The sequence below is a fragment of the Salinivibrio sp. KP-1 genome, from assembly GCF_000968645.1.
GTDB lineage: Bacteria > Pseudomonadota > Gammaproteobacteria > Enterobacterales > Vibrionaceae > Salinivibrio > Salinivibrio siamensis.
In genome coordinates, this window is sequence record NZ_LAQR01000048.1 from 366,256 (window position 1) to 391,343 (window position 25,088).

The window sequence follows — 25,088 nt, forward strand, 5'->3', positions numbered from 1 at the left end:
ACTGATGAGAGTGATCTAAGCGACCACCTTTTACGTTAACACTCATGTCTTGTTAGTCTACTCAATGAAAACCAAGCAAATACTACCCAAACGCGTGACAATAAGGAGCGATGATGCAACAACACAAAATTTTGATGGTGCTGACATCTCACGATGCCATGGGCGATACGGGACACAAGACAGGCTTTTGGCTTGAAGAGTTCACCACCCCTTATTACGCGTTTAAAGATGCTGGAGCGAGCATTGTAGTTGCCAGCCCGGAAGGTGGCGCGGCACCGATTGATCCGAACAGCGAAGCGGAAGATGCGCAATCGGAATCCACACGCCGGTTTGATGGCGATGCGGAGTTGCAAGATATGGTTAATAACACCGTCAAGCTGAGCGATGTGAATGCGTATGAGTATGACGCGATTTTCTATCCCGGTGGACACGGTCCATTGTGGGACTTGGCGGAAGATCCGACATCTCGTCAGCTGATTGAGACCTTCTATTATCAGGGCAAACCGGTTGGTGCGGTGTGCCACGGCCCGGCCGTGTTCCGCCATACGCGTTCAGATCGCGACGAGCCACTAGTGAAAGGGAAACGGGTCACCGGTTTTACCAATGGCGAAGAAGCCGCCGTTGGCTTGACCGAGGTGGTGCCGTTTTTAGTTGAGGATATGCTCAAAGAAAACGGCGGCCTTTATGAGAAAGCGGATGACTTTACCTCGTATGTGGTTACTGATGGCAACTTAGTGACAGGGCAAAATCCGGTGTCATCTGAAGCCTGCGTCAATGCGGTGTTGGCATTGCTAAAGTAAGTCATATGATAGTCTCTCGATGAAAGCGCCTGCGGGCGCTTTTTTTGTATCGGACGAGATTAAGTGGGGTGTATTTTATCCAATGGATTCGTGTAGATTAAAAACGACACGGATAGAAGAGCACGCCGCATGAAAATACTCATCATTGAAGATGACCACGATCTCAGCTTAGCGATGTCAGAATATTTAGAGCTGCATAAGATCGACTGTGATTTTGCCTATAACGGCGAAACGGGGATCCAGCTTGCCAGCCAGCAGACGTTTGATTGTGTGATACTCGACAATATGTTGCCCAACGTTCAGGGTATGGCGGTTTGCCGTGAGCTGCGTGAGCAGGGGGTTGATACCCCGGTGTTAATGCTGACCGCGTGCGGCGCTGACACCGACCAGCTTGAGGGCTTTCGCGCGGGCGTGGATGATTATGTGGTCAAACCTTGCACCATGCCGTTGTTGCTCGCACGTTTACAGGCCTTGCATCGACGTCATCAACCGGTACGAGAGTGTATTACCATTGCTGATCTGACGATTTACCCCAAAGAGCATATCGCGTCGCGCGGTGATACGCCGCTTAAGTTGACCCCTATCGGTTGGAACATTCTGTTGCTACTCGCGCGCCGCTCACCCACTGTGGTGTCCAAAAGCGATATTGAGGAGGCGATTTGGGCCAGCGATGATGTGCGCCAAGGAACCATTAACGTGCACCTTCACCATTTGCGTAAAGTGGTTGATAAGCCCTTTGCTAAAACGCTGATCCACACCCATGTCGGTATTGGTTTGTCCCTTTCTGAGGCCGCGCCGGTATGAGCCAAAGCCCTGTTCGAAGCCTTGCCGCACAATCACGCCGCCAACTGGTGTTCATGGCGGTGGCGATCTTTATCGGGTTGTTGGCACTTGTCACCGTGTTTAGTTTTTATCAAATCAGTCAGGCAGGCAAAAACTACATGCGGCTCGATGCTATCAAACTCGAGCAGAAGCTGGCCGCCGATCCTAACTATCCATTGCCACAAAGCAACACTGTTAGTGCGTATCGAGATTGGCAGGCTATCCCGACATCGGTGCGTGATTTGTTTTCCTCAGAGCCGATACAGCCCGATGATCCAATTGAAATTCAGCGCATTAATGATAGTGGAACGCGTGAGTATGGCTACTTGTTGTACTCCGATCAGCACCTATCCCAAGGCCTGTACTTGGTCGAGTTTGAAGCGGCAGAAAAAATCGAAGCATTAGCCGCCATGATTGTCGAGCGCTCTTTGGCCGATGCCAGTGTGTTAATTGCCGCTTTTATGCTGGTGCTTGTCATCGTGATTGGGCTTTTGTTTAACAATGCATTGAAGCCACTCAAAGAGTTGGTGGCATGGTCGGCGCGAGTAAAAACACACCCTGATCAAGCTATCGATGTGCGCTTTTCGGTACGTGAGGTTAACCAAATCGCCGACCACTTGATGGCCTCGCTGCAACAGGTGCGTGAACATAACCAACGAGAGCAGCAGTTCTTAAAGCATGCCAGCCATGAACTGCGCACGCCGTTGGCGATTATGCAGGCATCCTTGGATACTTTGTCACTGCGCATCGATGACAAGGATGCCAGTTATCCAGCCTTGCAGCGTGCCTCGCGTGCCAACGCCAATATGATGGCACTGTCTGAATCACTGCTTTGGCTGGCACGGCAACATCCAGATAAGGTTCGCCAATCAAAGGTCGACCTTGGCTCGCTCTGCGCAACCCTGGTGGATGAGCTGGCGTATCTTGCTGCGCATAAGCCAGTGACTGTCCATATCGATAATCACAGTGATCCTATTTCTATTGAGAGGGAATTGTTTCGTATTGCGAGTACCAACCTGATTCGCAATGCGCTCACCTACAGTGCGCCCGGCGCGATTGAGATTAATATCACCAACGGACAGTTTTCGATTGCCAACCCTATTGATTCAGACGTGGACGAGAATCAGATCGGATTTGGTCTAGGCCTACAGCTTGTTGAGCGCATTGCCAGACAGCTCAACTGGCATTTTGAATTTCAGTGCGACGCTCAGATGGCGAAGGCGGTTATCAATTGGGAAGCCGCGCACAAAATGACGGGAGAGTCTTAAGGTTTTCTTAATACCGGTTGTTTCAAGATAAGGGCGAACTTTCAGTTACTATTTCGCCATTATGGAGAATCGCCGGTGAACCCATTTGTCACACTTATCTGTCTCGTTTTGACCTTGGTGCCCTTAGCCGGGCATGCGCAAACCGACAGTATGTCCGCGGATAATTATCTGACTGTCGGCCTGGTCGGCTATACCGAGCCGTCGATATATCTCGGTGGTGAAGATGACCAAGACATTGAGCTGGTGGTTGAGGCGCAATGGGAGGGAATTTTTTATCGCAACGATACCCTAGGTGTATATCTCGCCGAGGGCGACAGCTGGTATGTGTCGGCGGGTGTGGGCGACGATGTGTTTGGCGATCACGCCCGCGGTGACAGCAAAACCCTCAAAGATATGAAAAGTCTCGATACGGTGTATACCGCTAATCTAACCACCGGCTGGATAACGTCGGTGGGCTATTTTGAGCTCGGCTACCATCATGATATCTCGGATAATCATAACAGTGGCGCGGTGGTGGGCCGCTATGGCGCGCCGATGGAGCAAGGCCAGTGGGTGCTTGATCCTCAAGTGTCACTGACTTGTGTGGGTCGCGCGGTGAGTCGTTATTATGTCGGCGTGTCAGCCCAGGATGCCAAAGCCGGCCGACCCACTTATCAACCTGATCAAACCTGCAAATTCCAATCCGACCTCAACCTCTATTACAGGCTTGGTCGCGCGCATCACCTGTTGTTGGGGGTGAGTTATCGCCACTATGACGATGAAGTATCAGACAGCCCGATTGTTGATAGAGACGATTTGTGGTCGCTCAATACCGGCTATTTATACACCTTTTAGCGGTAATGGGGTGGAAGGAGAAAGGCGATGAAGTGGCTAAAGCGAGGTTTGATAGCGCTGATGCTGATAGGCGCGTTTGTGTTGATAGTCATGGATGACCCAAACGCGGGGCTGACGCGTCAATCCATTCACTTTAACGTAGGCGATAATCAGCTCACGGGTGAGTTAATTTTACCTGAAGGTACTGAGGCGCCGAATCAGTGTGTGGTGTTTGTGCATGGTTCTGGTGACGTGCCGACCGATGCGTTTGGTTATTACCTCCCACTTTGGCGAGTGTTAGCGGCGAATGGGTGGTGTGCGTTGTCTTGGAATAAGCCGGGAGTGGGAGAGTCGAGCGGGGATTGGCGGGCGCAATCGATGCAAGATCGGGCCGATGAAGTCGCGGCGGCGATTCGCTATTTGCGCCAAACCTTGGGGCTAAAGGATGGCAAGCTGGGGTTGATGGGCTTTAGTCAAGCTGGTTGGGTGATCCCTAAGGTGGCGCACCAAGTCGAAAACATCGATTTTCTGATCAGTGTCGGTGGAGCAGTCAACTGGATGGCGCAATCCGAGTATTCTGGACGTCAACGGCGATTAGCCTCCGGATACAGTGAATCCGCTATTGCGGCCGAGCAAGCTGCCGAGGCGACAGTGGATGCCTTGATCCAATCCGGCGCGTCGTATCAGCAGTACCTCAACCACGTAAACTCGAATGGCAACGCGCCCATGAGCGAGGCCTTTTGGCAATTTGTACAACGTAATTGGGCCTCGGATGTGACTGCTGATTTAATCGATCTCGAAGTGCCCACGTTAGCGTTGTTTGGTGCGCGGGATGCTTATGTCGACTCAGATAAAACCGCTTCTACGTATCACCAGCTGCTTGCTAACGCGCCGCTGCCGTTTTATCACGTGCGTATGTTTGAAAAGGCCGACCACAGCCTACTGCGCACCGACAACATAGCCAATGCACACAGTGAGCGTCACCGCTGGTTAACTCTGGCACGAATTTGGTGGCAAGGGGAGGCAGCGTTTGCAGATGGCGTGATGCCATGCTTAACGTCTTGGCTAGCGCAGTTTGAGAGCGGGCGGCCAACACAGACTAATATCTGCGCGCCTGAGCAGCTAAGCGATGTAAAGCCAGTACTAAACGCGGATACAACACAGGGGTAACGTTTCAATTTGCGGTGAATTGGGGTTTAATGCAGGCATTGACGCTAACGCTAAGAGAGCCAGCATGCAAATATGGGTAGATGCGGACGCTTGTCCGGTCGCGATGCGCGAGATGATAGTGCGCGCGGCACACCGAACGCACATTCAAGCCACCTTTATTGCCAACCAGTTTATTCGTTTACCGCCGTCGCCTTATGCCAGCGCACGTCAGGTAGAAAAGGGCTTTGATGTGGCGGACAACCAAATTGTTGCCGAGGCAGAGGCGGGCGATTTGGTGATCACCCAAGACATTCCGCTGGCGGATGAAGTGATTGAAAAGGGCGTAACGGTGATTAACACCCGCGGCGAATTGCTGACCAAAGAAAACATCCGCGCCCGGCTTAATATCCGTGATTTTATGGAAACCATGCGCAGTAGCGGTGTGCACACAGGTGGGCCTGCTCCGCTTGGTCCGCAGCAAAAACAAGCCTTTGCCAATCAGCTTGATAAATGGCTGGTTAAAGCCCAGCGTTATCATGCTGCGCGAGCAAAATCGTCTGATTAAGTCTGCGCGCTTTTTCTCTCACTAAATAGCTCTCCTTACTCAATTTTTTCTGCTGACTAAATAGCAACCGGTGCCCATTCACTATCGGCGAAGTGGGCAATCAGCGCATCCAGCAGCGCACGCACCGCTGGTGGCTGGTTGCGACGTGACGGATACAAGGCGTAGATATCCATTGCCTTGGGTTGCCAATCGGGGAGCACGACCTCCAACTGACCTCGCGCAATGGCACTATGAGCCAGATACACCGGCTGCATGCTTACGCCCATGCCCTGAATGGCAGCACTGAGCAAGGTGGTCGCCTCGTTAGCTGAGAGCTTACCTTGCACTTCAACCGCGGCGTGCTCCTCGTCTTTGTCTAAATGCCAAATCGGTCGATCAAATTGCTTATAACTGAGACAGCTATGCGCGGTGAGATCTTCCGGGGAGCGGATCGGTGCATGGGCCGCCAAATAATCCGGTGCCGCTACCAAAACGGAATCACACGCGGCGATCGGACGACCAATAAGGGAAGGGTCGGGGTTGGATGCAATGCGGATGGCTATATCAATCCGATCTGCAATCAAATCGACCGCCTTATCTTGCACTTCAATATCTACATCGACCCCGGGGTGAGCGGCCATAAAAGGCTTTACCGCGGGGATCAGTTGCGCAAAACCAAACGACATACTGGTGGCCACCCGCACTTTGCCAGTCAAGTCCGCGTCTTGTTGCCATTGCTGTGTCAGGGTATTGGCTTGCTCAACCCATTGTTCCAGTTGCGGCAAGCTTTGCTCGCCAGCGGAGGTTAACGAAACCTTGCGCGTGGTGCGTTGCAATAAGCGCACACCTAACCAGTCTTCCAGCGCTTCGACATGGCGAGTCACCATCGGGCGCGACATCTCGAGACGCTCGGCAGTGGCGGTAAAACTTTGCGTTAGGGCGACATCTACCATGACTCTTGCCGCAGTAAGTTTATCCATGAGTGTGCTCCGAGGTTGGCTATAAACAATATCGATCGTGTGATGAATGGCGACGACGCATCAATATGATCGAAATATGAAACAATGATGCAAATTATTAGCTATATATCCGAACAAGTCGAGCCCGTAAACTGCACAGCATCTCAACACCGAATGCAAACAACGGAGCACGACGATGAAATTGATAAAAACCCTAGCCGCCTCTTTATTACTAACCGGTAGCGCAATGGCAGCAAATAATGCTGAACCCTTGAACTTAGACGTGTATAACGCGGATGGTAACAGCTTCCACGTAAACTCAACCTTGGTGTATGGCGAAACCGAAGCCATGGTGGTTGATACGGGCTTTACTAAAGCAGACGCGCTACGTATTGCTGCTAAGGTGCTGGACTCTGGGAAAGCGCTGACCACTATCTTTATTAGCCAAGCAGACCCAGATTACTATTTTGGTGCGGAAGTGCTGCACGGTATGTTCCCTGATGCAAACGTGATCACCACACCGGCAGTGCGCGCCACCATTGCAGAAAAACTGGATGGAAAAATGGCATTTTGGGGCCCAAAAATGGGTGACAATGCGCCGCAAAATCCCGTGGTACCTGCTGCGTATACCCGCACGTCATTGACACTGGACGGTCGTAAAATTGAAATTCGCGGCGCGAAAGGCGAGTTGGCACATCGTCCGTATCTTTGGATCCCAGCCAACAAGGCGATCCTGGGTAACGTCGCTGTATATGGCAATGTTCACCTTTGGATGGCAGACGCACAATCTGACCAAGCGCGTGAAGGTTGGGCCGCACAACTAGAAGAAATGGCAGCACTGAAGCCTAACGTGGTGATCCCAGGACACATGACCGCGGGCACGGCACTGAACGCTGACACCATTACTTTTGCCCAGCAGTATTTGCAAGACTTTGCCGAGGCGAAAGCAAACAGTAAAGACAGTGCTGAGCTGATTAAAACCATGCAAGCGAAATATCCGAAAGCGGGTTTGCCGATGGCTTTGGAAATTGGTGCCAAAGTACATATGGGAGAAATGGAATGGTAAACGTCCACTATATTTTTGACCCAATGTGTGGCTGGTGCTTTGGCGCCGCCACCTTGATTGAAAGCCTGAGCAACACCCCTGAGATTAACTTGCAGCTTCATCCAGGTGGCATGCGTGAGCGTGCGCCGATTGAAGACAGCTTTTGTCAACACATTTTGGCGGCAGATCAGACCATTGCCGATCAAACCGGACAGACATTTGGTCAAGCTTATCTTGACCGCGTGGCAAGCGACCAGCCGGTAATTTTGGACTCCTTTATTACCGCGCAAGCCATCCTCGCTGCTCAGCAGCTTGATGGTCAGGGGGCAGAGATGCTGAAACGCATCCAGCGTGGCCATTATCAGCAAGGTCGCTCCGTCTATGACGCTGACACGCTCGCAGAGCTTGCCAGTGAGATGGGGATAGAGGCAGAGGCTTGGCAACAGGCGATGAATCGCGCCGAAAATGACGTGATGCCCGCGGTGAATCAAACCCGTCAATTGATGGTAGCGCATGGCTTACGCGGTTTTCCATCCATGCTGGTGGAGCAAAACGGCCAATGGCAAGCCATAACAGTGAGCCAATACTATCGCCGCCCAGACGCATGGCAGGCGCTGTGGCAAACACTGACTCAGGCATAAAGCAAACAAAAACGGCGAGCACCAGGCTCGCCGTTTTTTGTCGCGATCATTGTTTGTACATTATCACTTGGGTGCAGTCAGCGGCACCGGCTTTTTAGGCTCAAAGCCTTCGATGATGCGACGTTCAAGTGGATGCCCGAGACGTGCTTCAATCATGCGCAAGTTTTTGGTGTTATCTTTTGAGACCAATGAAATCGCTTCGCCTTGAGCACTGGCACGGCCGGTACGGCCAATCCGGTGAACGTACTCGTCGGCTGGGAAGGGCAGATCATAATTGACTACGCGCTCAAGCGACTCAATATCAATGCCACGAGCAGCGACACCGGTGGCAATTAAAAATTGGATGTCACCGTTTTTAAAGTCTTCCAGCAATTGGGTCCGCACGGCTTGGCTGCGTCCACTGTGAAACGCTTCAGCGGCAATGCCCCGTTTTTCCAACTGGGTAGCGAGTTTGGCGGCGCCGTGTTTGGTTTCGATAAAAATCAACGCTTGCGTCCAGCCATTCTCCTTAATCAAATAACTAAGCAGTGCGGATTTCTTATCTTTATCGACTGGAATACACCACTGAGTAATGTTGTCTTTCGAGGCACCGCGTGCGGCAATGCTGATTTCTTTGCCTTCATCGCCAATGGTCGCTTTGGCTAGATCGCGCACTTTATTAGACAGCGTGGCCGAAAACAGTAAGCACTGTGTGCTGGCAGGCAGTCGGTCTAGAATATTCTGAATGGCATCAATAAAGCCCATATCCAGCATGCGATCTGCTTCGTCGAGAACCAGTACTTCTACTTCATCTAGATAGACGGCACGTTGGCTGAGTAAATCGCGTAGACGTCCCGGGGTGGCGACCAAAATGTCGACGCCGTCCACTAAGGCTTGTTTTTGTGCTTGCTCGTCCATGCCGCCAACCATCGCCAAGGTTTTTAGCTCCGTAAACTGGCTGTCTTGACGTGCGCTCTCAGCCACTTGCAGGGCGAGCTCGCGAGTGGGGGCGATGACGAGTGCGCGAGCGCGTTTTTTGCGCCCAGCTTCACCGGCAGATAATTTATCGATGATAGGCCAGACAAAACTCGAGGTTTTCCCCGTGCCCGTTTGTGCCGCGGCAATCAGATCATGCCCTTGCTGGATAAGCGGAATCGCTTTGGCTTGAATGGACGTTGGCGTGGTAAAGCCGCGTTGGGCAATGGCTTGGCAAAGTGGGTCGCTTAAACCCAGTTTTTTAAATGGCATAACAGACTCAACAAACAAGAAGCGTGTGTCCGCGTTCCCGCTCAGACACACTGAATGGCGTGGAGTCTAGCACGAACCTTACAGTAGCACGACGCAAAATCTGCTGGTGTTCTAGGAACAGTTTGTTCTAGGCCGCGTACTTTCTGAGCTCATGCGGGTAAATACGCATGCCGTTTAATGTATTCTCATACACAGCTTGCTCTCGGAGATAAGACCAAGCATGGGCTTCTGTCCCTGTTTGTGCGGCCAAACGGTCAATAACCGCATCAATATGTCGACCCGCATAATCTTTATGAGGGGTAAAAAGTTCCTTAATTGCAGATAACATAGCACGTTCCTTATGTGTAACTAAATTACATATTGGTATGTTTAGAGCATAGTTCGTGTTTTATTTGTGATCAATATTTAATTAATATCTGTGCTAAATGACAATGTTGTAATTATATTTCAGTAGTGTGGTCTTATTCAGTGGTTTGGGTTTCTTCTTCTATTGACGGCCTTGACCGAGTGACACGACAAGACGGAAATCGGTTACTCAATAGATATAATAACCCTATTTTTTGTAGCACATTAAAGTGGTTTGAATTTGTTTAATATCAAAGGCAGTGTTTTCGTGTGTGCTAGGGTGACATCATCGAAATTCTCCTATGGAGTGCTTTACCATGCTACTGAATGTCACCGACAAACAAAAAGAAGATAAGATCCCACCGTTGCTCCGACTGGGCTTTCGGCCCTTCTTCCTCTTTGGTGCTCTGTACTCATGTCTGGTCATTATTATATGGAGTGGGCTTTACACGCATCCTGGAATGGTTTCACTGACCGTTCCCTCCCTTTGGTGGCATGCCCACGAGATGCTGTTTGGGTTTTCGATGGCCATTGTCGGTGGGTTCTTAATGACGGCGGTACAAAACTGGACGGGTGTGCCGGGTACCCGAGGGCTGAAGCTTTTCGCCATTTTTTCATTATGGCTGTTGGCGCGGTTGAGCTTCTGGGTGGATGCCCCAATTTGGTCGAGCCTTGTACTTGATACCCTGTTTATGGCCTGCGTGGCATGGTCGTTGGGTTATCGCGTGGTAGTGACTAAGCGTCAGCGCAATTACCTGTTTATTCCTATTTTAGCGGTGGCGGCTTTGCTTAACGCATTGTCTTACGGCGTACTGCTAGGGGAAGTCTCACTACCTATTAATCAAGTTTGGCACAGTACCTTGTTGTGGTTCATGCTGCTTATTAGCGTAATGGGTGGCCGTGTGATCCCGTTTTTCACGGAGAAGAAGTTGGGTATACAGGTGTCCAGCCCACCTGTGTGGCTAGAGCGAGCGATTATTGCTCTGTTTGTGCTACTGATTGGCGTCACTTTGGTGTCCGGTACTGATAACATGGTCGCGCGTGGGTTGCTGCTTACAGCGGGTATTGCGCAATGTGTTCGGCTCTACCGCTGGCAAGGTTGGAGAGCGTACCAGGTACCTATGCTGTTCTGGTTGCACGTATTCTATCTCTTTTTACCACTTGGCTTGTTATTAAAAGCCTTGGTGATTAACCCTTGGGCATCAAATCTTATCTGGCACTTATTTGCGATAGGTGCGCTCGGTGGCGTTGTCTTGGCCATGATTGTGCGAGTCACGCTCGGCCATACTGGGCGCAATGTCTATCAAGGTCCCACTGTTTCTTGGCTCTTTTATGCCTTACTCATTTCAGCCCTCGTCCGTGTATTTGGCATGTGGTTTTGGCCGGTGTATACCCTAGAGCTGGTTGCCGCATCAGCACTGCTTTGGACGATCAGCTATGGCTGGTTTGCGGTGCGATTTGGCCCTATGCTGAGCCAAGCACGCGCAGATGGCGCGGCGGGGTAATGTATGACGCTTTACCGGACTGTGTTGGATTGATGCTAGGTAGTCTAACGCCTAATCATTGATGAGATGGCTAATATAGATGGAAGGCGTTTGTCAATTAGTAGGTTGTTTATTGTCGTTTTTTCTGGCGAACAACTAACATTAGACCTAATATGCAGTTACACACTTTAAAAGTGCTGTCTCATTTTTAATAATGGTTTGAAAGAGGCGGATTTTATGGTTGCTGCTTCCCCCCTACGGCACGCTGGGAGCGAGGTAGTAGGGTGTCGAAAGAAGGTTGAATGGACGTCATCGCACGGGAACCACAATGAAAAAAACGAACTACTACGCACTGAAGCTGGCGTTTATCTATTTCTTTTTTGCGACTTTGTGGATCTTATTCTCCGATCGCGTGGTGACTGCCTTATCAACGAATCTAGAGATGCATGAATTAGCACAAGCATTTAAAGGGCATTTCTTTGTAGCGGTGACATCGATTATGCTCTGGAATCTAGCAAGAAGGAATCACCTAGCGTTAGAGCGAGCGAGTGACATTGATAGTGTCACAGGGTTGCACAGCCCGTCAGTGTTTATGCGTCATGTGGATACCTTGCTTGCCCCACGGGAGCAACAAACCTCGTATGTTTTGGTGATTATCGACATTGATGGGTTTACATCACTCACCAATAAACTTGGGTTTGAACGTACTAATCACCTGCTGTCTGACATGGCTCATGCCATTGAGGTATCAACGCTATTAGATAAACTCACGTCGCGCGTCCATGCAGACCGCTTTGCCTGCCTTGTAGCGTTAGACGGTGCCAGCGATATGGCCCTTTATATTGATAGGTTGCACCGTGAGTGTCATCGTCATTTGCAACGATACGATCAAAAAGCCACTTGTTCGATAGGGGTGGCGTTATTTGGGCCAGATGGTGACGATGCTGCCACCTTGATGACGGCGGCTACGCGCGCCCTGAATGATGCCAAAAAGCGCAAAGGGGCGATAACGTATCATGATATTCATTTAACTGAGCAAGCTCAAAAGCGTAGGCAGCTCGTTTCCGCACTCAGGATTGCAATCAATAACAAAGAGATTGAGGTTGTCTTTCAGCCGCAATATCGCTTGGCATCAGGCGAGCTAACCGGCTTAGAAGTATTGGCGAGATGGACCCATGAAACCTATGGTGTGGTGCCACCGAGTACGTTTATCACGCTTGCCGAAGAGCAGGGGTTTTGCGAAGAGCTAACGGCGCTCGTGCTCGAAAAAGCTGCCAAGCAGTTACATGATAGCGGTCTGTTGGGAACTGTCATTCAGCGTGTGTCGGTTAATATTTCTGCGGTTGAGTTTAATAGTGAGAGTGCGATCCGGCGTATTGATGACTACTTGCAATTGAATCCAGAATTTGCGCGTTACCTGTGCCTAGAAATAACCGAAACCGCGGCACTTGATGATATTCTTGAGTGCGCACGAGTGGTTGATACCCTCAAACGCCATGGCGTGGCCTTCTCCATTGATGATTTTGGTGTGGGATATACCTCTTTAGGGATGTTTAACCGAATCAACGTCGATGAGATCAAGATTGACCGCAGTTTCATCCAATCGATGGAAACCGACAGTCGTGCCAAAGCGATCACTGCAGGTATTATTGATATTGCCAAACGACTTGACATTAACGTGGTGGCTGAAGGCGTGGAAACGGACACTCAGCTTGCATTGTTGAAAAGCTTTGAGTGCGAATATGTCCAAGGGTATTACCTAGGCTACCCTTCTTCACTCTCTGAGTTGAAAGTGGCGATGTCTGTATGAAGATAAATGCTTACTAGATAACTGATAGAGCACCGCCAACATCCACTCGCTAAATCATCTAAATATCATACACCAAGCTATCGGCCGCTAAGAATGGCCAATTAAGGCGTTGTGGCTCCATGTCAGTGCCGTTGAAAAAATATCCGCGGTGCGGCATCGCATACACGGTATCGCCCTTGTGATACGCTGCGGCTTGCCACGCATGATGGGTCAAGGTGGCCTCCCACAGTTGTTCACTCTCCCAGCCTTGTGGAGCGAGTGAAACCCGCACCTCGGCACCGACTGGATTGATAGAGACCACACGCATGGGCAGCGAGAGTTGGCTATTGGGTTTATCGGCCAGAGTTAACTCATGGCTGCGCACATACAAAGTGCCTGATTGTTGGGTGTGCGTGTTTAGTGCGGGTTGGATAAAGGCATTGCCATTTTTCCAGACGCCTTGTTGATAGGCACCGGAAAAGACATTTACATTCCCCAAAAAATCAAACACAAAGCGACTTTTCGGCGCAGCATATAGATCAACCGGGCTGTCGACTTGTTCAATTTGACCGTTACTCATCACCACCACGCGATCCGATAGTTCCAGTGCTTCGTCTTGGTCGTGGGTAACAAACACACTGGTAAAAGCCATTTCATCGTGCAGTCGGCGTAACCATTGGCGTAACTCTTTGCGCACTTGGGCATCTAATGCCCCAAATGGCTCATCAAGCAACAGGATTTCCGGCTGTGTCGCTAACGCTCGCGCCAGCGCGATACGTTGCTTTTGCCCGCCTGATAATTGTTCGGGGTACCGCTGGCCCAGGTGGCCTAACTGCACGACCTCAAGCAGTTGATTAACCCTTTGTGTAATCGTGGCCGGTGAAGGACGCTCGCGACGCGGCATCACTTGCAAGCCAAAGGCGATGTTCTCTGCCACCGTCATGTGTTTAAACAAGGCATAGTTTTGAAAAACAAACCCGACACGGCGATCTCGCACGTGAACGCGGGTGACATCGCGCTCTCCAAACAGGATCTGGCCGCTGTCACTGCTTTCTAATCCGGCAATAATGCGCAATAAAGTGGTTTTCCCGGATCCTGAGGGGCCAAGCAGCCCCATCATTTCACCTTGCTCAATGGTGAGTGATAACGGCGATAACGCTTGGAATTGGCCAAAGTGTTTGGTGATATCGTTCAGTTGAATGCGCATGGCTTACGGCTCACTCTGGTTCGTTTGTAAAGTTAAGTGGGCAGGCGTTGATGCACTGCTTTCATCCATCGGCGCGGTGCTGGCGTGCACACGATACTGACGCCATTCCACCAAAGCTTTTAGCGCCAAGGTGGCGAGAGCCATAAAAGCAAGTAATGACGCACAGGCGAACGCCGCTTGGGTTTGGTAGTCCTCATAGAGCAGCTGTACCTGCAAAGGCAGGGTATTGGTTTGACCGCGAATGCTGCCTGACACCACAGCGACCGCACCAAACTCGCCGATGGCGCGCGCATTAGTCAAAATGACCCCGTAGATGAGGGCCCACTTAATATTGGGCAAGGTGACGCGGCGAAAAAGCTGCCACCATGATGCGCCTAACACCACCGCCGCTTCTTCCTCGGCTTGCCCTTGCTGTTGCATGAGCGGGATCAGCTCGCGGGCGACAAAAGGGCAGGTAACAAAAATAGTGACCAACACAATGCCGGGTAGGGCAAACATTACTTGAAGATCATGCTCAAATAGCCACGCGCCTAGCCAGCCGTTACTGCCATAAAGCAGCAAATAGAGTAAGCCTGCGACCACGGGCGACACGGCAAACGGGATATCAATCAAGGTGGTGATCAGTTTTCGCCCCGGAAATTGGAAGCGAGTAACGGCCCATGCCAACATCACGCCAAATACGAGGTTGATGGGCACCGTGAGAACGGCCACCAACAATGTAAGGCCAATCGCGTGGCGGGTATCGGGCGCGAGTAAATGCTGAAAATAACTTGTGATGCCATCGGCGAAGGCAATGGAAAAGATGCTTACCAATGGCACAACCAACACCAGCGCCACGAGCAGCAGCATAAGCGCGATTAAACTGCGCCTGATCCATGGGGTATCACCAATTCTCACCGAGTTTGTGCTCATAAAGTGTCCTTACCGCCCGTGAATACGTTTTAGATAACGGCCTTGCCAAAGATTAATGGCAAACAACAATGACAGGGATGCCATCAAGATCACCGAGGCAATGGCACTCGCCGCTGGGAAATCAAACTCTTGCAAGCGAACAAAGATCATCAGCGACGTGATCTCGCTGACGTAGGGCATATTGCCAGCAATAAAAATCACCGCACCGAATTCACCCAGACTGCGGGTAAATGATAAGGCCACACCCACTAACAACGCCGGCTTGATGGTCGGCAGAATAATCCGCCAAAATACCGCAGCGTCGCTCGCCCCGAGCACAGTGCCCGCTTCTTCTTCCTCTTGGGAGATCTCTTCCAACACGGGTTGGACGGTACGTACCACAAACGGCAAGCTGGTAAACATCATGGCAATCACGATCCCAAGCGGCGTGTAGGCAACTTGGATACCGACGTTGGCAAGCACACTGCCTATCCAGCCGTTATCGGCGTACAGGGTGGCGAGCGTGACGCCGGCAACGGCGGTGGGCAGAGCAAACGGCAAATCAACCAGCGCATCGACGAAGCGTTTGCCTGCAAAGTCGTATCGCACCAGCACCCACGCAAAGAGTAGGCCAATCACACCGTTTAATAATGAGGCAATCAGCGCCGCACCGGCTGTGACTTTATAACTGGCGACAATGCGTGGGTCAGTGATGGCAAACCAGTATTCTTGCCAACTCATTTGGCTGGTTTGCATGATAAGGCCGCTGGCCGGTAACAGCAGGATTAAGCTGATGAACAGCAAAGACACGCCCAAACTGATGCCAAACCCGGGCAGCACGCGTTGCTGACGTGCTGCCAAAGGTGTGGATTGGCGTTGATACGATAGCGATGGCATAGCGTCTCAATACCTAGGAAGCGTTAACGGCGTTGCAGTTGGTCGAGTTTTCCACCACTGGCAAAATGCGTTTTCATAGCTTGGTCCCAACTCCCTGAGATGGCTTCCACGGTGAGCAATTCGACCTCAGGAAAACGATCGGCATTGTCTTTGACCACGTCAGGGTGATGGACGCGGTAGTTAAAATCGGCCAATAAACGCTGTGCTTTTTCGCTGTATAGGTAAGAAAGATACTCGGTTGCCAACTCAGTGGTGCCGTTGCGTTTGGCGTTACGCTCTACCACGGCAACGGGGAACTCAGCCAAAATCGAGGTTTTAGGCACCACAATATCGTACTTGTCACTACCATATTGCTGTCGGATATTGTTGACTTCTGATTCAAAGGTGACCAGCACATCGCCAATACCGCGTTCAACAAACGAGGTGGTTGCGCCACGGCCGCCGGTATCAAACACCGCCACATTGGCGAGAAGCTGTTTCAAAAATTGGTCTTGTTGCTCGGTGTTATCTTTGCCGAACGCCTTTTGTGCATAACCGAGTGCAGCAAGGTAGGTATAACGGGCGTTACCGGAGGTTTTTGGGTTTGGGAAGACAGAGGCAACGTCGTCCTTGGCTAAATCATCCCAATTTTCAATGTTTTTGGGGTTGCCCTTACGCACCAAAAACGCCGTGGTGGAGTAATACGGTGAGCTACTGTTAGGGAAGTTCTCTTTCCAGTTTTTGTCGATCAACTTGCCGCGATCGTACAGCACCTGTACATCCGTGACTTGGTTGAAGGTGACCACATCCGCTTGTAGCCCTTGCATGATGGCGCGCGCCTGCGCCGAGGATCCGCCATGAGACTGCTTAATGGTCACCGACTCTCCGGTTTTTTCTTGCCAGTGCGCCGCAAACAGCGGATTGTAATCAGCAAAAAGCTCACGTGCGATATCGTAAGATGAATTCAAGAGGGTTTGCTCGGCGGCAGATACCGGCGCCGCGCTGGTGGCAAGCAAGGCCGAAAGAGCCAGAGTTTTGAATACCTTCATTGTTAAATCCTTGATGGCCGTTTGTTGCTGTTATCAGCAAAGAAAGTTGGGATAGGTCACAGAATAAAAGCAATTGAAGGGAATAAAAAACAGTTTAAATATAACCATTTTGTATATGTTAGTGAAAAAATGTCTGCGTGTCGTGTCAAGCCTGCTTGTAGGATGTGGCGGTAGACAGTGTCTTACGCGGTGTTGAGAGCATCCATCAGGCAGGCAATTCATGAAACATGAAGAGGTAAACAACGTGGCTGATTTCCCCACGCTTGAAGACTATGTGGGTCAGACCCCTTTGGTGCGCTTGCAGCGGTTAGCCGCAGCCACAGGCAGCACTGTTTTAGTCAAACTCGAGGGCAATAATCCGGCCGGTTCGGTGAAAGACAGACCCGCACTCAATATGATCGCGCAGGCAGAAGCGCGGGGTGATATCCAACCCGGCGATACCTTGATTGAAGCGACCAGTGGCAACACAGGGATCGCGCTGGCGATGGCGGCGGCGATTAAAGGTTATCGACTGATTTTAATCATGCCTGAAAACGCCACACAGGAGCGCAAAGATGCCATGCGAGCCTATGGCAGTGAGTTGATCCTCGTCTCTCAAGCGGCGGGGATGGAGGGCGCTCGCGATTTAGCTTTATCCATGCAAGCACAGGGCAAGGGCAAAGTGTTGGATCAGTTCAATAACCCGGATAACTGGCAGGCGCACTTAACGGGTACGGGGCCAGAAATTTGGCAACAGAGTCAGCAACAAATCACCCACTTTATTGCCAGCATGGGCACCACAGGTACCATTGTGGGAACCTCAAAGTACTTAAAAACGCAAAATTCCGCGATTAAAACCATTGGTTTACAACCGACAGAGGGGAGCGCGATTCCTGGTATTCGCCGCTGGCCAGCTGAATATCTTCCCGGCATTTATACCGACGAGCACATTGATGCAGTGATGGACATTTCCGAGCAAGATGCGAAAGAGACCGCGCGCGCCCTCGCCAGAGAAGAGGGTATTTGTGCGGGGGTTAGCTCGGGTGGTGCCGTGTTTGCTGCCCTGCAAGTCGCCAAAGCCGAACCCGGCTCTGTGGTGGTAGCCATTATTTGCGATCGCGGCGATCGTTATTTGTCGTCGGGGTTATTCTCGTAACCGTTTACTGGCGAGCATAAAAAAGGTGACCCAAGTCGGGTCACCTAGCTGAATTTGAACACAGTGTTCGCACTACGCTGTGGCGAATTTGTAAGTACGATAGCCACCAATCAAGTTGCGTGCTTTAAAGCCATTGTTGACTAGCTGGCGGTAGGCGACGTTGCCGCGCAGACCGACTTGGCAGTACACCACAATTTCTTTGTCTTTCGGTAGTTCATCGATGCGTCCGCGCAGCTCGTCGACCGGAATATGCACATCACCTTCAATAAGCTGACCGTTTTCTCGCTCGGGCGCATTGCGCACATCGAGTAACACTTGATCGTCGGCCAGATTGTCTACCTCATCAAAGTGGATTGGCGTCGCGTCACCTTTAAGAATATTGGTGGCCACAAACGCCGCTTGGTTAATCACATCTTTGGCACTTCCGTAAGGCGGTGCGTAGGTGAGTTCTAGATGTTGTAGCTGCTCAACGGTCATGCCAGCACGTTGTGCCACGGCCATTACATCAATGCGCTTATCAATGCCGTCTTTACCCACCGCTTGTGCGCCTAAAATCGCACCGGTATCCGGGGCAAATAACAGTTTAAACGAGACAATTTCGGCACCGGGATAATAACCGGCATGACTGGCGGCGTGGACATAGACCTTTTGATAGTCGATATCAGCGTGCTTGAGTTGTTTCTCGTTTTGGCCCACCGAGGCGACGGCGAGATCGAACACTTTACAGATGGCGGTGCCTTGGGTGCCAAGATAATGTTCAGTGCTTCCTAGCATGTTGTCAGCGGCCATACGTCCTTGACGGTTCGCCGGACCCGCCAGTGGCACTAACGTTGGCTTATGGGTCACAAAGTCGATTTCTTCGACTGCATCGCCGACCGCGTAAATATCGGGATCTTGGGTCTGCAGAGTACTGTTGACCACAATGCCGCCTTTTTCACCAATGGCAAGCCCCGCTTGTTGTGCCAGCGTGACTTCGGGCTTAACGCCAACCGCCATAATCAAAAGCTCGGTATCCAGTTTGTCGCCATTGTTAAGTGTCAGACGTAAAGCGCCTTCTAGGTGTTGCGGCTCACTCGGCTCGCCAGCATCATCACTGGCGACATGCGTGGTAGGAATAAACTCGGCGGATTCCAGCGCTGTGCCTAGGCGTAAATCCACTCCTTGATCGCGAATGGTTTGATGAACAAATCCCGCCATTTCTCGGTCAACCGGCGTCATGACCTGATCGGCCATCTCCAATAGGGTGGTTTTAATCCCGCGTTGATGCAGCGCTTCCATCATCTCAAGGCCAATAAAGCCCCCGCCAACGACAGTCGCATGGCTGGGGTTATTCATATCAATGGTATGCAAAATCGCATCCATGTCTGGAATATTGCGGAGCGAGTGGGTCAGCGGGTTATCTAAGCCAGGGATGGGCGGCATGATGGGGGCCGCACCTGGGCTTAATAGCAACTTGTCGTAGCTTTCTTGATAGTCGCTGCCATCGGCACGGGTGACGGTGACGGTTTTGGCCTCGCGGTTAATCGCAGTGACCGTGCTGTTGATGCGCACGTCCACATTAAAGCGGGCGCGGAAACTGTCTGGGGTTTGCAGCAAGAGTTTACTGCGGTCGGTAATGTCACCGCCAATATGATAAGGCAAACCACAGTTCGCGAACGAGACGTAAGGGCCCCGCTCGAACATGATGATTTCGGCTTCTTCACTTAAACGACGGGCGCGAGCGGCGGCAGAAGCGCCACCGGCGACGCCGCCAATAATCACGATTTTGGTCATTATGACTCCATTAAGCGTTGCTGAGTCCAAGTTTTTTCAGGAAAAAGGCAGCCGGACAAATCCCTGTAAACGCACTTTGGATCAGGTTTACGCCAACGAAGACGGTTAGCCAAACAAATTGGCTGTGAACTGTGAGGGTAAGCACGACAGAAAGTAGCACCATCATGCCAGCGATTACGCGTACGCCATTATCAATTGTCATAGCAAGACTCCTTTGCATCCTCTATACGATTACCCGACAGACCGAACCGCTTTGGCTCGAACGCCTTCAGTATTTGTCGGCACTCGGATCACTCTAGAAGTTATATTTAGAAAAGTCTAATAATAATTTATCTAAATTAGAATTGACTAAATAAAATGCCGCGCTAAGCTATGAGTATTGGCGAGAAAGGAGTGGATGATGGCAGAGTCAACGGTGCCGTTTGAGGCAGAAAGCGTACCGGATATGGACATCAGTGCCATGCGTGAGCAAGCGTCTTTGGTGGCGACCATGTTGAAAGTGATGGCCCATCCTGAGCGATTAATTGTGCTGTGCCAGCTTTTGGCCGGAGAGCGCTCCGTAGGTCAATTACTACAAGGGTCGTCGCTCAGTCAGTCGGCGTTTTCCCAGCACCTTAGCGTGTTAAAGCGGCATCAACTGGTCAAGGTACGTAAGTCATCCCAGCAGGTGTTTTATCAGCTCAATGACCCCCACGTCGCGGCGATTATCGCCACCTTGCAGCGGCTCTATTGTGCCTGATGTGTCTGAATCTGAGAGATCAGCACACATTCATTGCTCGTCGATGCGCTAAGTTAATTAACATTCAGCCATTTTACCTATCGTTTTCTTGTCGTTACTGACATCAGCCAAAGGATCGAATATGCGAGATGCCCAGCCACAAGGTCAGCTGATCACCCGAGTAATGAATAGCTTCTTCCCGCCCATCCTCATCGTGCTCGCACTGCTGGTCGGGGCGGCGGCGCTGTGGCTTACACCCAAAGAAGAAGATCCGCAAATCGTGGTACCAATGGCAGATGTGGTAGTACAAGCGCCTGGTTTGAGTGCGCCACAAGTGGCAAAGCAGGTGACGCAGCCTCTGGAGAAAAAAGTCAGTCAAATTGATGGGGTGGAGTATGTTTATTCCACCACCCAAGCAGGCTCCGCGTTGGTCACGGTGCGCTTTTACGTGGGTGAAGATCGCGAGTCTGCCTTGGTGAAGCTTTATAACAAGCTGTACGCCAATCAAGATGCGATCCCAGCTGCTGTGAGCGAATGGGCAATCAAGCCGGTGGAAATTGATGATGTGCCGATTGTGATTGCGGCGCTGCGTAGCGAAAACCCGGACCAGCTCGACCATTATGCGCTTCGACGCATTGCCGAGCAGGCTATCTTGGATCTTAAAGCCCTTCCCGAAACCAATGCGGTGAAGGTAGTGGGTGGTGTGCCGCGGCAGGTATTGGTCACGCTCGACCCTGCGGCTATGGCAAGCTATCAGATCAGCGTGTCCGATCTCACTAATGCCTTTTCGCTAAGCCATCAAAAGCGTGATGTTGGGGATATTCAGCATCAGGGTGAGCGCTATGTATTAAAAACCGGCCAGTGGTATCAAAGCCTTGAGGAGATACGCCATTTAGTGGTGGCGGTGGTCAATGGCAAACCTGTGTACCTGCAGGATGTGGCCGAATTATCCGACGGTGCGCAAGAGCCCACCACAGATACCTGGATCCAATCGACGGATGATAGCCAGCCGCATCCAGCAGTGTTTCTCTCGGTGGCGAAGCAAAAAGGCTCGAACGCGGTGAGCGTGGCCGAGGATGTCACCGCCACGCTCAATCATCTGGTCGCCACGCAATTTCCTGAGGGCGTGAGCGTTGAGGTTATTCGCAATTACGGTCAAACCGCCGATGCCAAAGTGAAAAACTTGGTGTCCAGCCTTGGTATTGCGGTGCTCACCGTGGTGGTCTTTGTTGGCTTGTCCTTAAACTGGCGCAGTGCCTTAGTGGTGGCAATTGCTATTCCCATCAGTTATGGCGCGGCATTAGGGCTGGATTTAGCCTTTGGCTATTCGATTAACCGCGTCACCCTGTTTGCGTTAATTTTGGCGCTGGGGCTGATTGTTGATGATCCGATTGCCAGTATCGACAACATTGAACGGCACCTGACCCATGATAATAAGCCGCGTGGACGCACGATTGTTCTGGCGATGTTGGAAATCAAACGCGCATTGATCATGTCGACGGTGGCGGTTGTGATTGTGTTTACCCCGATGTTTTTTATCACCGGCATGATGGGGCCGTATATGGCGCCCCTTGCATTCAATGTGCCGGTCAGTGTGGTGATCAGTACCTTGGTGGCGTTTTTAGTTACCCCTTGGCTTGCCAAAAAAATTGTTCGCGCTTCCAATAAAGGTGATGACTATCGCATAGAGACCACGCCGCTGTACCGTGGCTACCGACGCGTGTTGCTGCCATTGCTGGAAAACAATCGTCGCGCCAAAGCGTTTTTATGGCTAGTGGGCGTGTTGTTCGTCATCGCCGCTCTGCTGCCTGCTTTGCGCTTCGTGCCACTCAAACTCTTGCCGTATGACAATAAAAACGAGTTTCAGGTAGTACTGGATTTGCCGGAAACCGCCAATCATGTTGATACCTCCAACGTGCTGCGAGAGATGAACCGTTATCTACACACGCAAGCCGAGGTGGTGTCGGTATCCGGCTTTGCCGGGATCGCCTCACCGATGGATTTTAATGGCATGGTGCGCCATTACTTTACTCGCCAAGCGCCTTACCAGGGTGAACTGCGTGTGGTGCTGGTGGATAAGCACCGGCGCACGTTGCAATCGCATGGCTTGGTCACGCGCATGCGTGATGAATTAGAAGCCATCGCAGCAAAATATGATGCCGAAGTGCAATTAGTGGAAATGCCGCCGGGGCCGCCGGTGCTGGCAACCATTGTCGCGGAAGTGTATGGCTCACCAAGCACGCCTTATTCAACCCTGCAAGCGCAAGCGACGCAGGTGGCCGAGCGATTAAAGCGTGAAGCCTTGGTGTCAGAAGTGAGCACCAGTATTCAAGGGCCTCTATCGAGCTGGCAGTTTGTGGTGGACCAAGAAAAAGCCGCCTTGTCGGGTATTGCCGTGGCCGATATTAACCAAGCGCTCAGGGCCGCAAACCAAGGGGTCACGCTGGCCCATTTAGCCGACGCCGATGAAATGGATCCCTTGCCCGTGAGGCTGCAACTTGCGCCAGATGCCCGTGATCAACTTGATACGCTACTCGCACTCCATGTACGCGGTCGGGCTGGGGTGGCTAAGCAATCGGTACAAGGTGCCTTGGTGGATGCGCCGCAGCCGCTGGTCGCATTGAGTGAGCTCGGTCATTTTACGCGCCAGCCCGTTGATCAGCCTATTTATCATAAGAATTTACGCCCCGTCGTGTATGTGTATGCCGAACCTACTGGACGGGTGCCGGGCGAAGTAGTCGCCGATGTGATGGCCGATTTTAGTCAACCGGAGTCGGACAGTGCTCGCCCGCTATCAGCGCGTAGTTATTTGGATAATGGCGCGGGTGATGGCTGGCAGGTGCGTGACGGTATCGAGGTGGTATGGAGTGGTGAAGGAGAGTGGAAAATCACCATTGATGTTTTCCGCGATCTGGGTATTGCCTATGGCGCGGCGCTGCTGGGTGTCTTTATTGTGATGCTGATACAAACTGGGCTACCGGCGGTATCGGGCATTATTATGCTCGCGATCCCGCTGACCGTGATTGGCATCATGCCGGGTTTTTGGTTGCTCAATGGCTTAAGCGGTGAGATCAACGGCTACCCAAATCCTGCGCTATTCACCGCCACCGCGATGATTGGCATGATTGCATTGGCAGGGATTGTGGTGCGTAACTCACTGGTGTTGATTGAATTTATTCAACAGTCACTTGCACAAGGCATGGCGCTGAGTGAAGCCCTAGTGCAAGCGGGCGCGGTGCGAATGCGGCCTATTCTGCTCACCGCCGGCACCACCTTATTGGGGAATGTGATTATCACCCTCGACCCGATTTTCAATGGCTTAGCGTGGGCAATTATTTTCGGCATTGCCGCGTCTACCGTGTTTACCTTGCTGGTTGTGCCTGTGGTGTACAACCTTGCGTATCAACATCACCCGACCCATGGCTTATCAGTAGAAGGAGAGGATGCATGAAGGCAAAAAAAGGCTTACTCGCACTGGTGCTAGGCACTGGGTTATTGGTGTTATTTTTGGCGATGGCTGGCACCTTTACCGAGAAAGTAGCGTCAGAACCGCCCCCCAACCGTGTAGCAAGCGATGTGAAGACACTCACACTGGAAGCGGTCGAGCAGCCGCAAACGCGTACTTTTTCGGGTAAGCTAGTGGCACGACAAAACGCCACGCTGGCAGCACGGATGACGGCCACCGTCGCGGAAGTGTTGGTTGATGTCGGTGACCGCGTTGAGCAAGGCGATGTATTACTGCGTTTAGATAATGCCGACCTCAGTGCCAAAGTTCGCCAAGTGCAACAAGCCTTGGCCTCGGCGCAATCACAACTGAATACCGCGCGCAGTGATTACCGCCGAATGGAGGCCTTGTTGGCGAAAAAACTGGTGCCTCAATCTCAGTTTGATGAAGCGGAAAATCGCTTAAAAACGGCGCAGTCTGATTATCGCCGCGCCCTTGCTGCGGTGGACGAGGCAGAAACCCAATTTGGTTTTAGTCTGGTGCGAGCGCCTTTCTCAGGCGTGATCACGGAAAAGATCATCAACCAAGGTGATACGGCAACACCGGGCGCGGCGATGTTATCGCTGTATAACCCTGCCAGTATTGAAGCGGCGGTGAATATGGCTGAGTCTGTTTTGCCTTTTGTGGCGATTGGCCAATCGTTAACGGTTGAATTGTCCACCTATGATAAAACGTTGACAGGTATGGTGCGCACGATGACGCCCGCCGCCGATACGAGCTCACGCAGTTATCGTGTCGTGGTGACACTGCCGCATTCGGATCCTAACGATAGCTTGCTGCCGGGCATGTTTGCAAAAGTGACCGTGTCACAAAAAGCAGAGTCTGAGCTTTACTTACCGAGCAATGCGTATTATCAAATTGGACAACTTAACTATGTGAAGGTGCTCGATGCGGGTGAGGTGAGCACACGGCTGGTATCGCTCACACAGCAAGGACGCGTACGTAACGGGTTAAAGCCTGGCGAGGTTGTTATATTGAATCCGTAAAAAATGCAGTGATTCAGGTCGCATTATGGAGAATATCGTCAATACTTAAGGTGAGTTTTCCT

General features: G+C 51.5%; 23 protein-coding genes. 14 read left to right on the forward strand and 9 right to left on the reverse strand.

What is annotated here, in order from left to right; translation table 11 throughout:
* Positions 1-113 precede the first annotated feature (113 nt).
* The 6 genes from WN56_RS14995 to WN56_RS15020 all read left to right on the forward strand — a co-directional run bounded on the left by WN56_RS14995 (position 114) and on the right by WN56_RS15020 (position 5,417).
* Positions 114-800 (forward strand): type 1 glutamine amidotransferase domain-containing protein, encoded by a 687-nt coding sequence (locus tag WN56_RS14995; protein WP_046075760.1) that lies wholly within the window; start codon positions 114-116, stop codon positions 798-800.
* 129 nt (positions 801-929) lie between these two features.
* Entirely contained in the window at positions 930-1,604 is a 675-nt protein-coding gene (locus WN56_RS15000; protein ID WP_046075761.1) for a response regulator transcription factor, read from the forward strand.
* Positions 1,601-2,890 carry a HAMP domain-containing sensor histidine kinase gene (locus WN56_RS15005; RefSeq protein ID WP_046075762.1) on the forward strand — a complete coding sequence of 430 codons (1,290 nt, stop codon included), beginning with the start codon at positions 1,601-1,603 and terminating at the stop codon, positions 2,888-2,890. Before WN56_RS15000 ends, WN56_RS15005 begins: the two co-directional genes overlap by 4 nt.
* A 75-nt stretch (positions 2,891-2,965) precedes the next feature.
* Positions 2,966-3,724 carry a MipA/OmpV family protein gene (locus tag WN56_RS15010; protein ID WP_046075763.1) on the forward strand — a complete coding sequence of 253 codons (759 nt, stop codon included), beginning with the start codon at positions 2,966-2,968 and terminating at the stop codon, positions 3,722-3,724.
* Between the two features lie 27 nt (positions 3,725-3,751).
* Complete coding sequence (locus tag WN56_RS15015; RefSeq protein WP_082084471.1) at positions 3,752-4,873, forward strand: S9 family peptidase; 1,122 nt, start codon at positions 3,752-3,754, stop codon at positions 4,871-4,873.
* A 64-nt stretch (positions 4,874-4,937) separates the two neighbouring features.
* On the forward strand, positions 4,938-5,417 hold the full coding sequence (locus tag WN56_RS15020) for a YaiI/YqxD family protein (RefSeq protein WP_046075764.1): 480 nt from the start codon (positions 4,938-4,940) through the stop codon (positions 5,415-5,417).
* Between the two features lie 56 nt (positions 5,418-5,473).
* Here WN56_RS15020 and WN56_RS15025 read toward each other — a convergent pair whose 3' ends face one another.
* Positions 5,474-6,376 carry a LysR family transcriptional regulator gene (locus WN56_RS15025; protein WP_046075765.1) on the reverse strand — a complete coding sequence of 301 codons (903 nt, stop codon included), beginning with the start codon at positions 6,374-6,376 and terminating at the stop codon, positions 5,474-5,476.
* 175 nt (positions 6,377-6,551) lie between these two features.
* Between WN56_RS15025 and WN56_RS15030 the strand changes: the two genes are divergently transcribed.
* Together WN56_RS15030 and WN56_RS15035 are read left to right on the forward strand one after the other, a co-directional pair.
* Positions 6,552-7,421 carry an MBL fold metallo-hydrolase gene (locus tag WN56_RS15030; RefSeq protein WP_046075766.1) on the forward strand — a complete coding sequence of 290 codons (870 nt, stop codon included), beginning with the start codon at positions 6,552-6,554 and terminating at the stop codon, positions 7,419-7,421.
* Positions 7,415-8,041 carry a DsbA family protein gene (locus tag WN56_RS15035; RefSeq protein ID WP_046075767.1) on the forward strand — a complete coding sequence of 209 codons (627 nt, stop codon included), beginning with the start codon at positions 7,415-7,417 and terminating at the stop codon, positions 8,039-8,041. The genes WN56_RS15030 and WN56_RS15035 overlap by 7 nt, the downstream gene beginning before the upstream one ends.
* A gap of 63 nt (positions 8,042-8,104) precedes the next feature.
* Here WN56_RS15035 and WN56_RS15040 read toward each other — a convergent pair whose 3' ends face one another.
* Together WN56_RS15040 and WN56_RS15045 are read right to left on the reverse strand one after the other, a co-directional pair.
* Positions 8,105-9,268 (reverse strand): DEAD/DEAH box helicase, encoded by a 1,164-nt coding sequence (locus WN56_RS15040; protein WP_046075768.1) that lies wholly within the window; start codon positions 9,266-9,268, stop codon positions 8,105-8,107.
* 127 nt (positions 9,269-9,395) lie between these two features.
* Positions 9,396-9,596: a hypothetical protein gene (locus WN56_RS15045; protein WP_021023438.1), complete on the reverse strand. Its 201-nt coding sequence runs from the start codon at positions 9,594-9,596 to the stop codon at positions 9,396-9,398.
* A 334-nt stretch (positions 9,597-9,930) separates the two neighbouring features.
* Between WN56_RS15045 and WN56_RS15050 the strand changes: the two genes are divergently transcribed.
* Both WN56_RS15050 and WN56_RS15055 read left to right on the forward strand, forming a co-directional pair.
* The gene (locus WN56_RS15050; RefSeq protein WP_046075769.1) at positions 9,931-11,118 is read left to right on the forward strand and encodes an NnrS family protein; all 1,188 of its coding nucleotides are present in this window, start codon (positions 9,931-9,933) and stop codon (positions 11,116-11,118) included.
* Positions 11,119-11,425: 307 nt separating this feature from the next.
* Entirely contained in the window at positions 11,426-12,907 is a 1,482-nt protein-coding gene (locus WN56_RS15055) for a bifunctional diguanylate cyclase/phosphodiesterase (protein WP_046075770.1), read from the forward strand.
* 58 nt (positions 12,908-12,965) lie between these two features.
* On the opposite strand, the gene WN56_RS15060 is transcribed toward WN56_RS15055, so the two are convergent.
* From WN56_RS15060 to cysP, 4 genes are read right to left on the reverse strand one after another with little or no spacing between them, the layout of a single operon-like run.
* The gene (locus WN56_RS15060) at positions 12,966-14,093 is read right to left on the reverse strand and encodes a sulfate/molybdate ABC transporter ATP-binding protein (RefSeq protein WP_046075771.1); all 1,128 of its coding nucleotides are present in this window, start codon (positions 14,091-14,093) and stop codon (positions 12,966-12,968) included.
* Between the two features lie 3 nt (positions 14,094-14,096).
* Positions 14,097-15,005: a sulfate ABC transporter permease subunit CysW gene (cysW, locus tag WN56_RS15065; RefSeq protein ID WP_046075772.1), complete on the reverse strand. Its 909-nt coding sequence runs from the start codon at positions 15,003-15,005 to the stop codon at positions 14,097-14,099.
* 9 nt (positions 15,006-15,014) lie between these two features.
* Positions 15,015-15,881 (reverse strand): sulfate ABC transporter permease subunit CysT, encoded by an 867-nt coding sequence (gene cysT / locus WN56_RS15070; protein ID WP_046075773.1) that lies wholly within the window; start codon positions 15,879-15,881, stop codon positions 15,015-15,017.
* A 23-nt stretch (positions 15,882-15,904) separates the two neighbouring features.
* Complete coding sequence (cysP, locus tag WN56_RS15075) at positions 15,905-16,909, reverse strand: thiosulfate ABC transporter substrate-binding protein CysP (protein ID WP_046075774.1); 1,005 nt, start codon at positions 16,907-16,909, stop codon at positions 15,905-15,907.
* A gap of 244 nt (positions 16,910-17,153) precedes the next feature.
* Here cysP and cysM point away from each other — a divergent pair, with 244 nt between their 5' ends.
* On the forward strand, positions 17,154-18,044 hold the full coding sequence (gene cysM / locus WN56_RS15080; RefSeq protein ID WP_046076043.1) for a cysteine synthase CysM: 891 nt from the start codon (positions 17,154-17,156) through the stop codon (positions 18,042-18,044).
* A gap of 72 nt (positions 18,045-18,116) precedes the next feature.
* Here cysM and WN56_RS15085 read toward each other — a convergent pair whose 3' ends face one another.
* Together WN56_RS15085 and WN56_RS15090 are read right to left on the reverse strand one after the other, a co-directional pair.
* Positions 18,117-19,817 (reverse strand): FAD-dependent oxidoreductase, encoded by a 1,701-nt coding sequence (locus WN56_RS15085; RefSeq protein ID WP_046075775.1) that lies wholly within the window; start codon positions 19,815-19,817, stop codon positions 18,117-18,119.
* A gap of 10 nt (positions 19,818-19,827) precedes the next feature.
* Positions 19,828-20,019: a DUF2892 domain-containing protein gene (locus tag WN56_RS15090; RefSeq protein ID WP_046075776.1), complete on the reverse strand. Its 192-nt coding sequence runs from the start codon at positions 20,017-20,019 to the stop codon at positions 19,828-19,830.
* Positions 20,020-20,217: 198 nt separating this feature from the next.
* Between WN56_RS15090 and WN56_RS15095 the strand changes: the two genes are divergently transcribed.
* From WN56_RS15095 to WN56_RS15105, 3 genes are all read left to right on the forward strand, one after another.
* Positions 20,218-20,556, forward strand: a complete 339-nt coding sequence (locus WN56_RS15095; protein ID WP_231637480.1) for a metalloregulator ArsR/SmtB family transcription factor — start codon at positions 20,218-20,220, stop codon at positions 20,554-20,556.
* A 121-nt stretch (positions 20,557-20,677) separates the two neighbouring features.
* On the forward strand, positions 20,678-23,986 hold the full coding sequence (locus WN56_RS15100; RefSeq protein ID WP_046075777.1) for an efflux RND transporter permease subunit: 3,309 nt from the start codon (positions 20,678-20,680) through the stop codon (positions 23,984-23,986).
* The gene (locus WN56_RS15105) at positions 23,983-25,026 is read left to right on the forward strand and encodes an efflux RND transporter periplasmic adaptor subunit (RefSeq protein ID WP_046075778.1); all 1,044 of its coding nucleotides are present in this window, start codon (positions 23,983-23,985) and stop codon (positions 25,024-25,026) included. The genes WN56_RS15100 and WN56_RS15105 overlap by 4 nt, the downstream gene beginning before the upstream one ends.
* The last annotated feature ends 62 nt before the right edge of the window (positions 25,027-25,088 follow it).

Bases quoted from the DNA above. Each gene is read 5' to 3' on its own strand.
- WN56_RS15005 (WP_046075762.1), top strand. From the start codon at position 1,601: ATGAGCCAAAGCCCTGTTCGAAGCCTTGCCGCACAATCACGCCGCCAA.
- WN56_RS15015 (WP_082084471.1), top strand. From the start codon at position 3,752: ATGAAGTGGCTAAAGCGAGGTTTGATAGCGCTGATGCTGATAGGCGCG.
- WN56_RS15085 (WP_046075775.1), bottom strand. From the start codon at position 19,817: ATGACCAAAATCGTGATTATTGGCGGCGTCGCCGGTGGCGCTTCTGCC.
- WN56_RS15035 (WP_046075767.1), top strand. From the start codon at position 7,415: ATGGTAAACGTCCACTATATTTTTGACCCAATGTGTGGCTGGTGCTTT.
- WN56_RS15060 (WP_046075771.1), bottom strand. From the start codon at position 14,093: ATGCGCATTCAACTGAACGATATCACCAAACACTTTGGCCAATTCCAA.
- WN56_RS15100 (WP_046075777.1), top strand. From the start codon at position 20,678: ATGCGAGATGCCCAGCCACAAGGTCAGCTGATCACCCGAGTAATGAAT.
- WN56_RS15095 (WP_231637480.1), top strand. From the start codon at position 20,218: ATGGCAGAGTCAACGGTGCCGTTTGAGGCAGAAAGCGTACCGGATATG.
- cysT (WP_046075773.1), bottom strand. From the start codon at position 15,881: ATGCCATCGCTATCGTATCAACGCCAATCCACACCTTTGGCAGCACGT.
- WN56_RS15105 (WP_046075778.1), top strand. From the start codon at position 23,983: ATGAAGGCAAAAAAAGGCTTACTCGCACTGGTGCTAGGCACTGGGTTA.
- WN56_RS15020 (WP_046075764.1), top strand. From the start codon at position 4,938: ATGCAAATATGGGTAGATGCGGACGCTTGTCCGGTCGCGATGCGCGAG.
- WN56_RS15025 (WP_046075765.1), bottom strand. From the start codon at position 6,376: ATGGATAAACTTACTGCGGCAAGAGTCATGGTAGATGTCGCCCTAACG.
- cysP (WP_046075774.1), bottom strand. From the start codon at position 16,909: ATGAAGGTATTCAAAACTCTGGCTCTTTCGGCCTTGCTTGCCACCAGC.
- WN56_RS15030 (WP_046075766.1), top strand. From the start codon at position 6,552: ATGAAATTGATAAAAACCCTAGCCGCCTCTTTATTACTAACCGGTAGC.
- cysW (WP_046075772.1), bottom strand. From the start codon at position 15,005: ATGAGCACAAACTCGGTGAGAATTGGTGATACCCCATGGATCAGGCGC.
- WN56_RS14995 (WP_046075760.1), top strand. From the start codon at position 114: ATGCAACAACACAAAATTTTGATGGTGCTGACATCTCACGATGCCATG.
- WN56_RS15055 (WP_046075770.1), top strand. From the start codon at position 11,426: ATGAAAAAAACGAACTACTACGCACTGAAGCTGGCGTTTATCTATTTC.
- WN56_RS15040 (WP_046075768.1), bottom strand. From the start codon at position 9,268: ATGCCATTTAAAAAACTGGGTTTAAGCGACCCACTTTGCCAAGCCATT.
- WN56_RS15090 (WP_046075776.1), bottom strand. From the start codon at position 20,019: ATGACAATTGATAATGGCGTACGCGTAATCGCTGGCATGATGGTGCTA.
- WN56_RS15045 (WP_021023438.1), bottom strand. From the start codon at position 9,596: ATGTTATCTGCAATTAAGGAACTTTTTACCCCTCATAAAGATTATGCG.
- WN56_RS15050 (WP_046075769.1), top strand. From the start codon at position 9,931: ATGCTACTGAATGTCACCGACAAACAAAAAGAAGATAAGATCCCACCG.
- WN56_RS15000 (WP_046075761.1), top strand. From the start codon at position 930: ATGAAAATACTCATCATTGAAGATGACCACGATCTCAGCTTAGCGATG.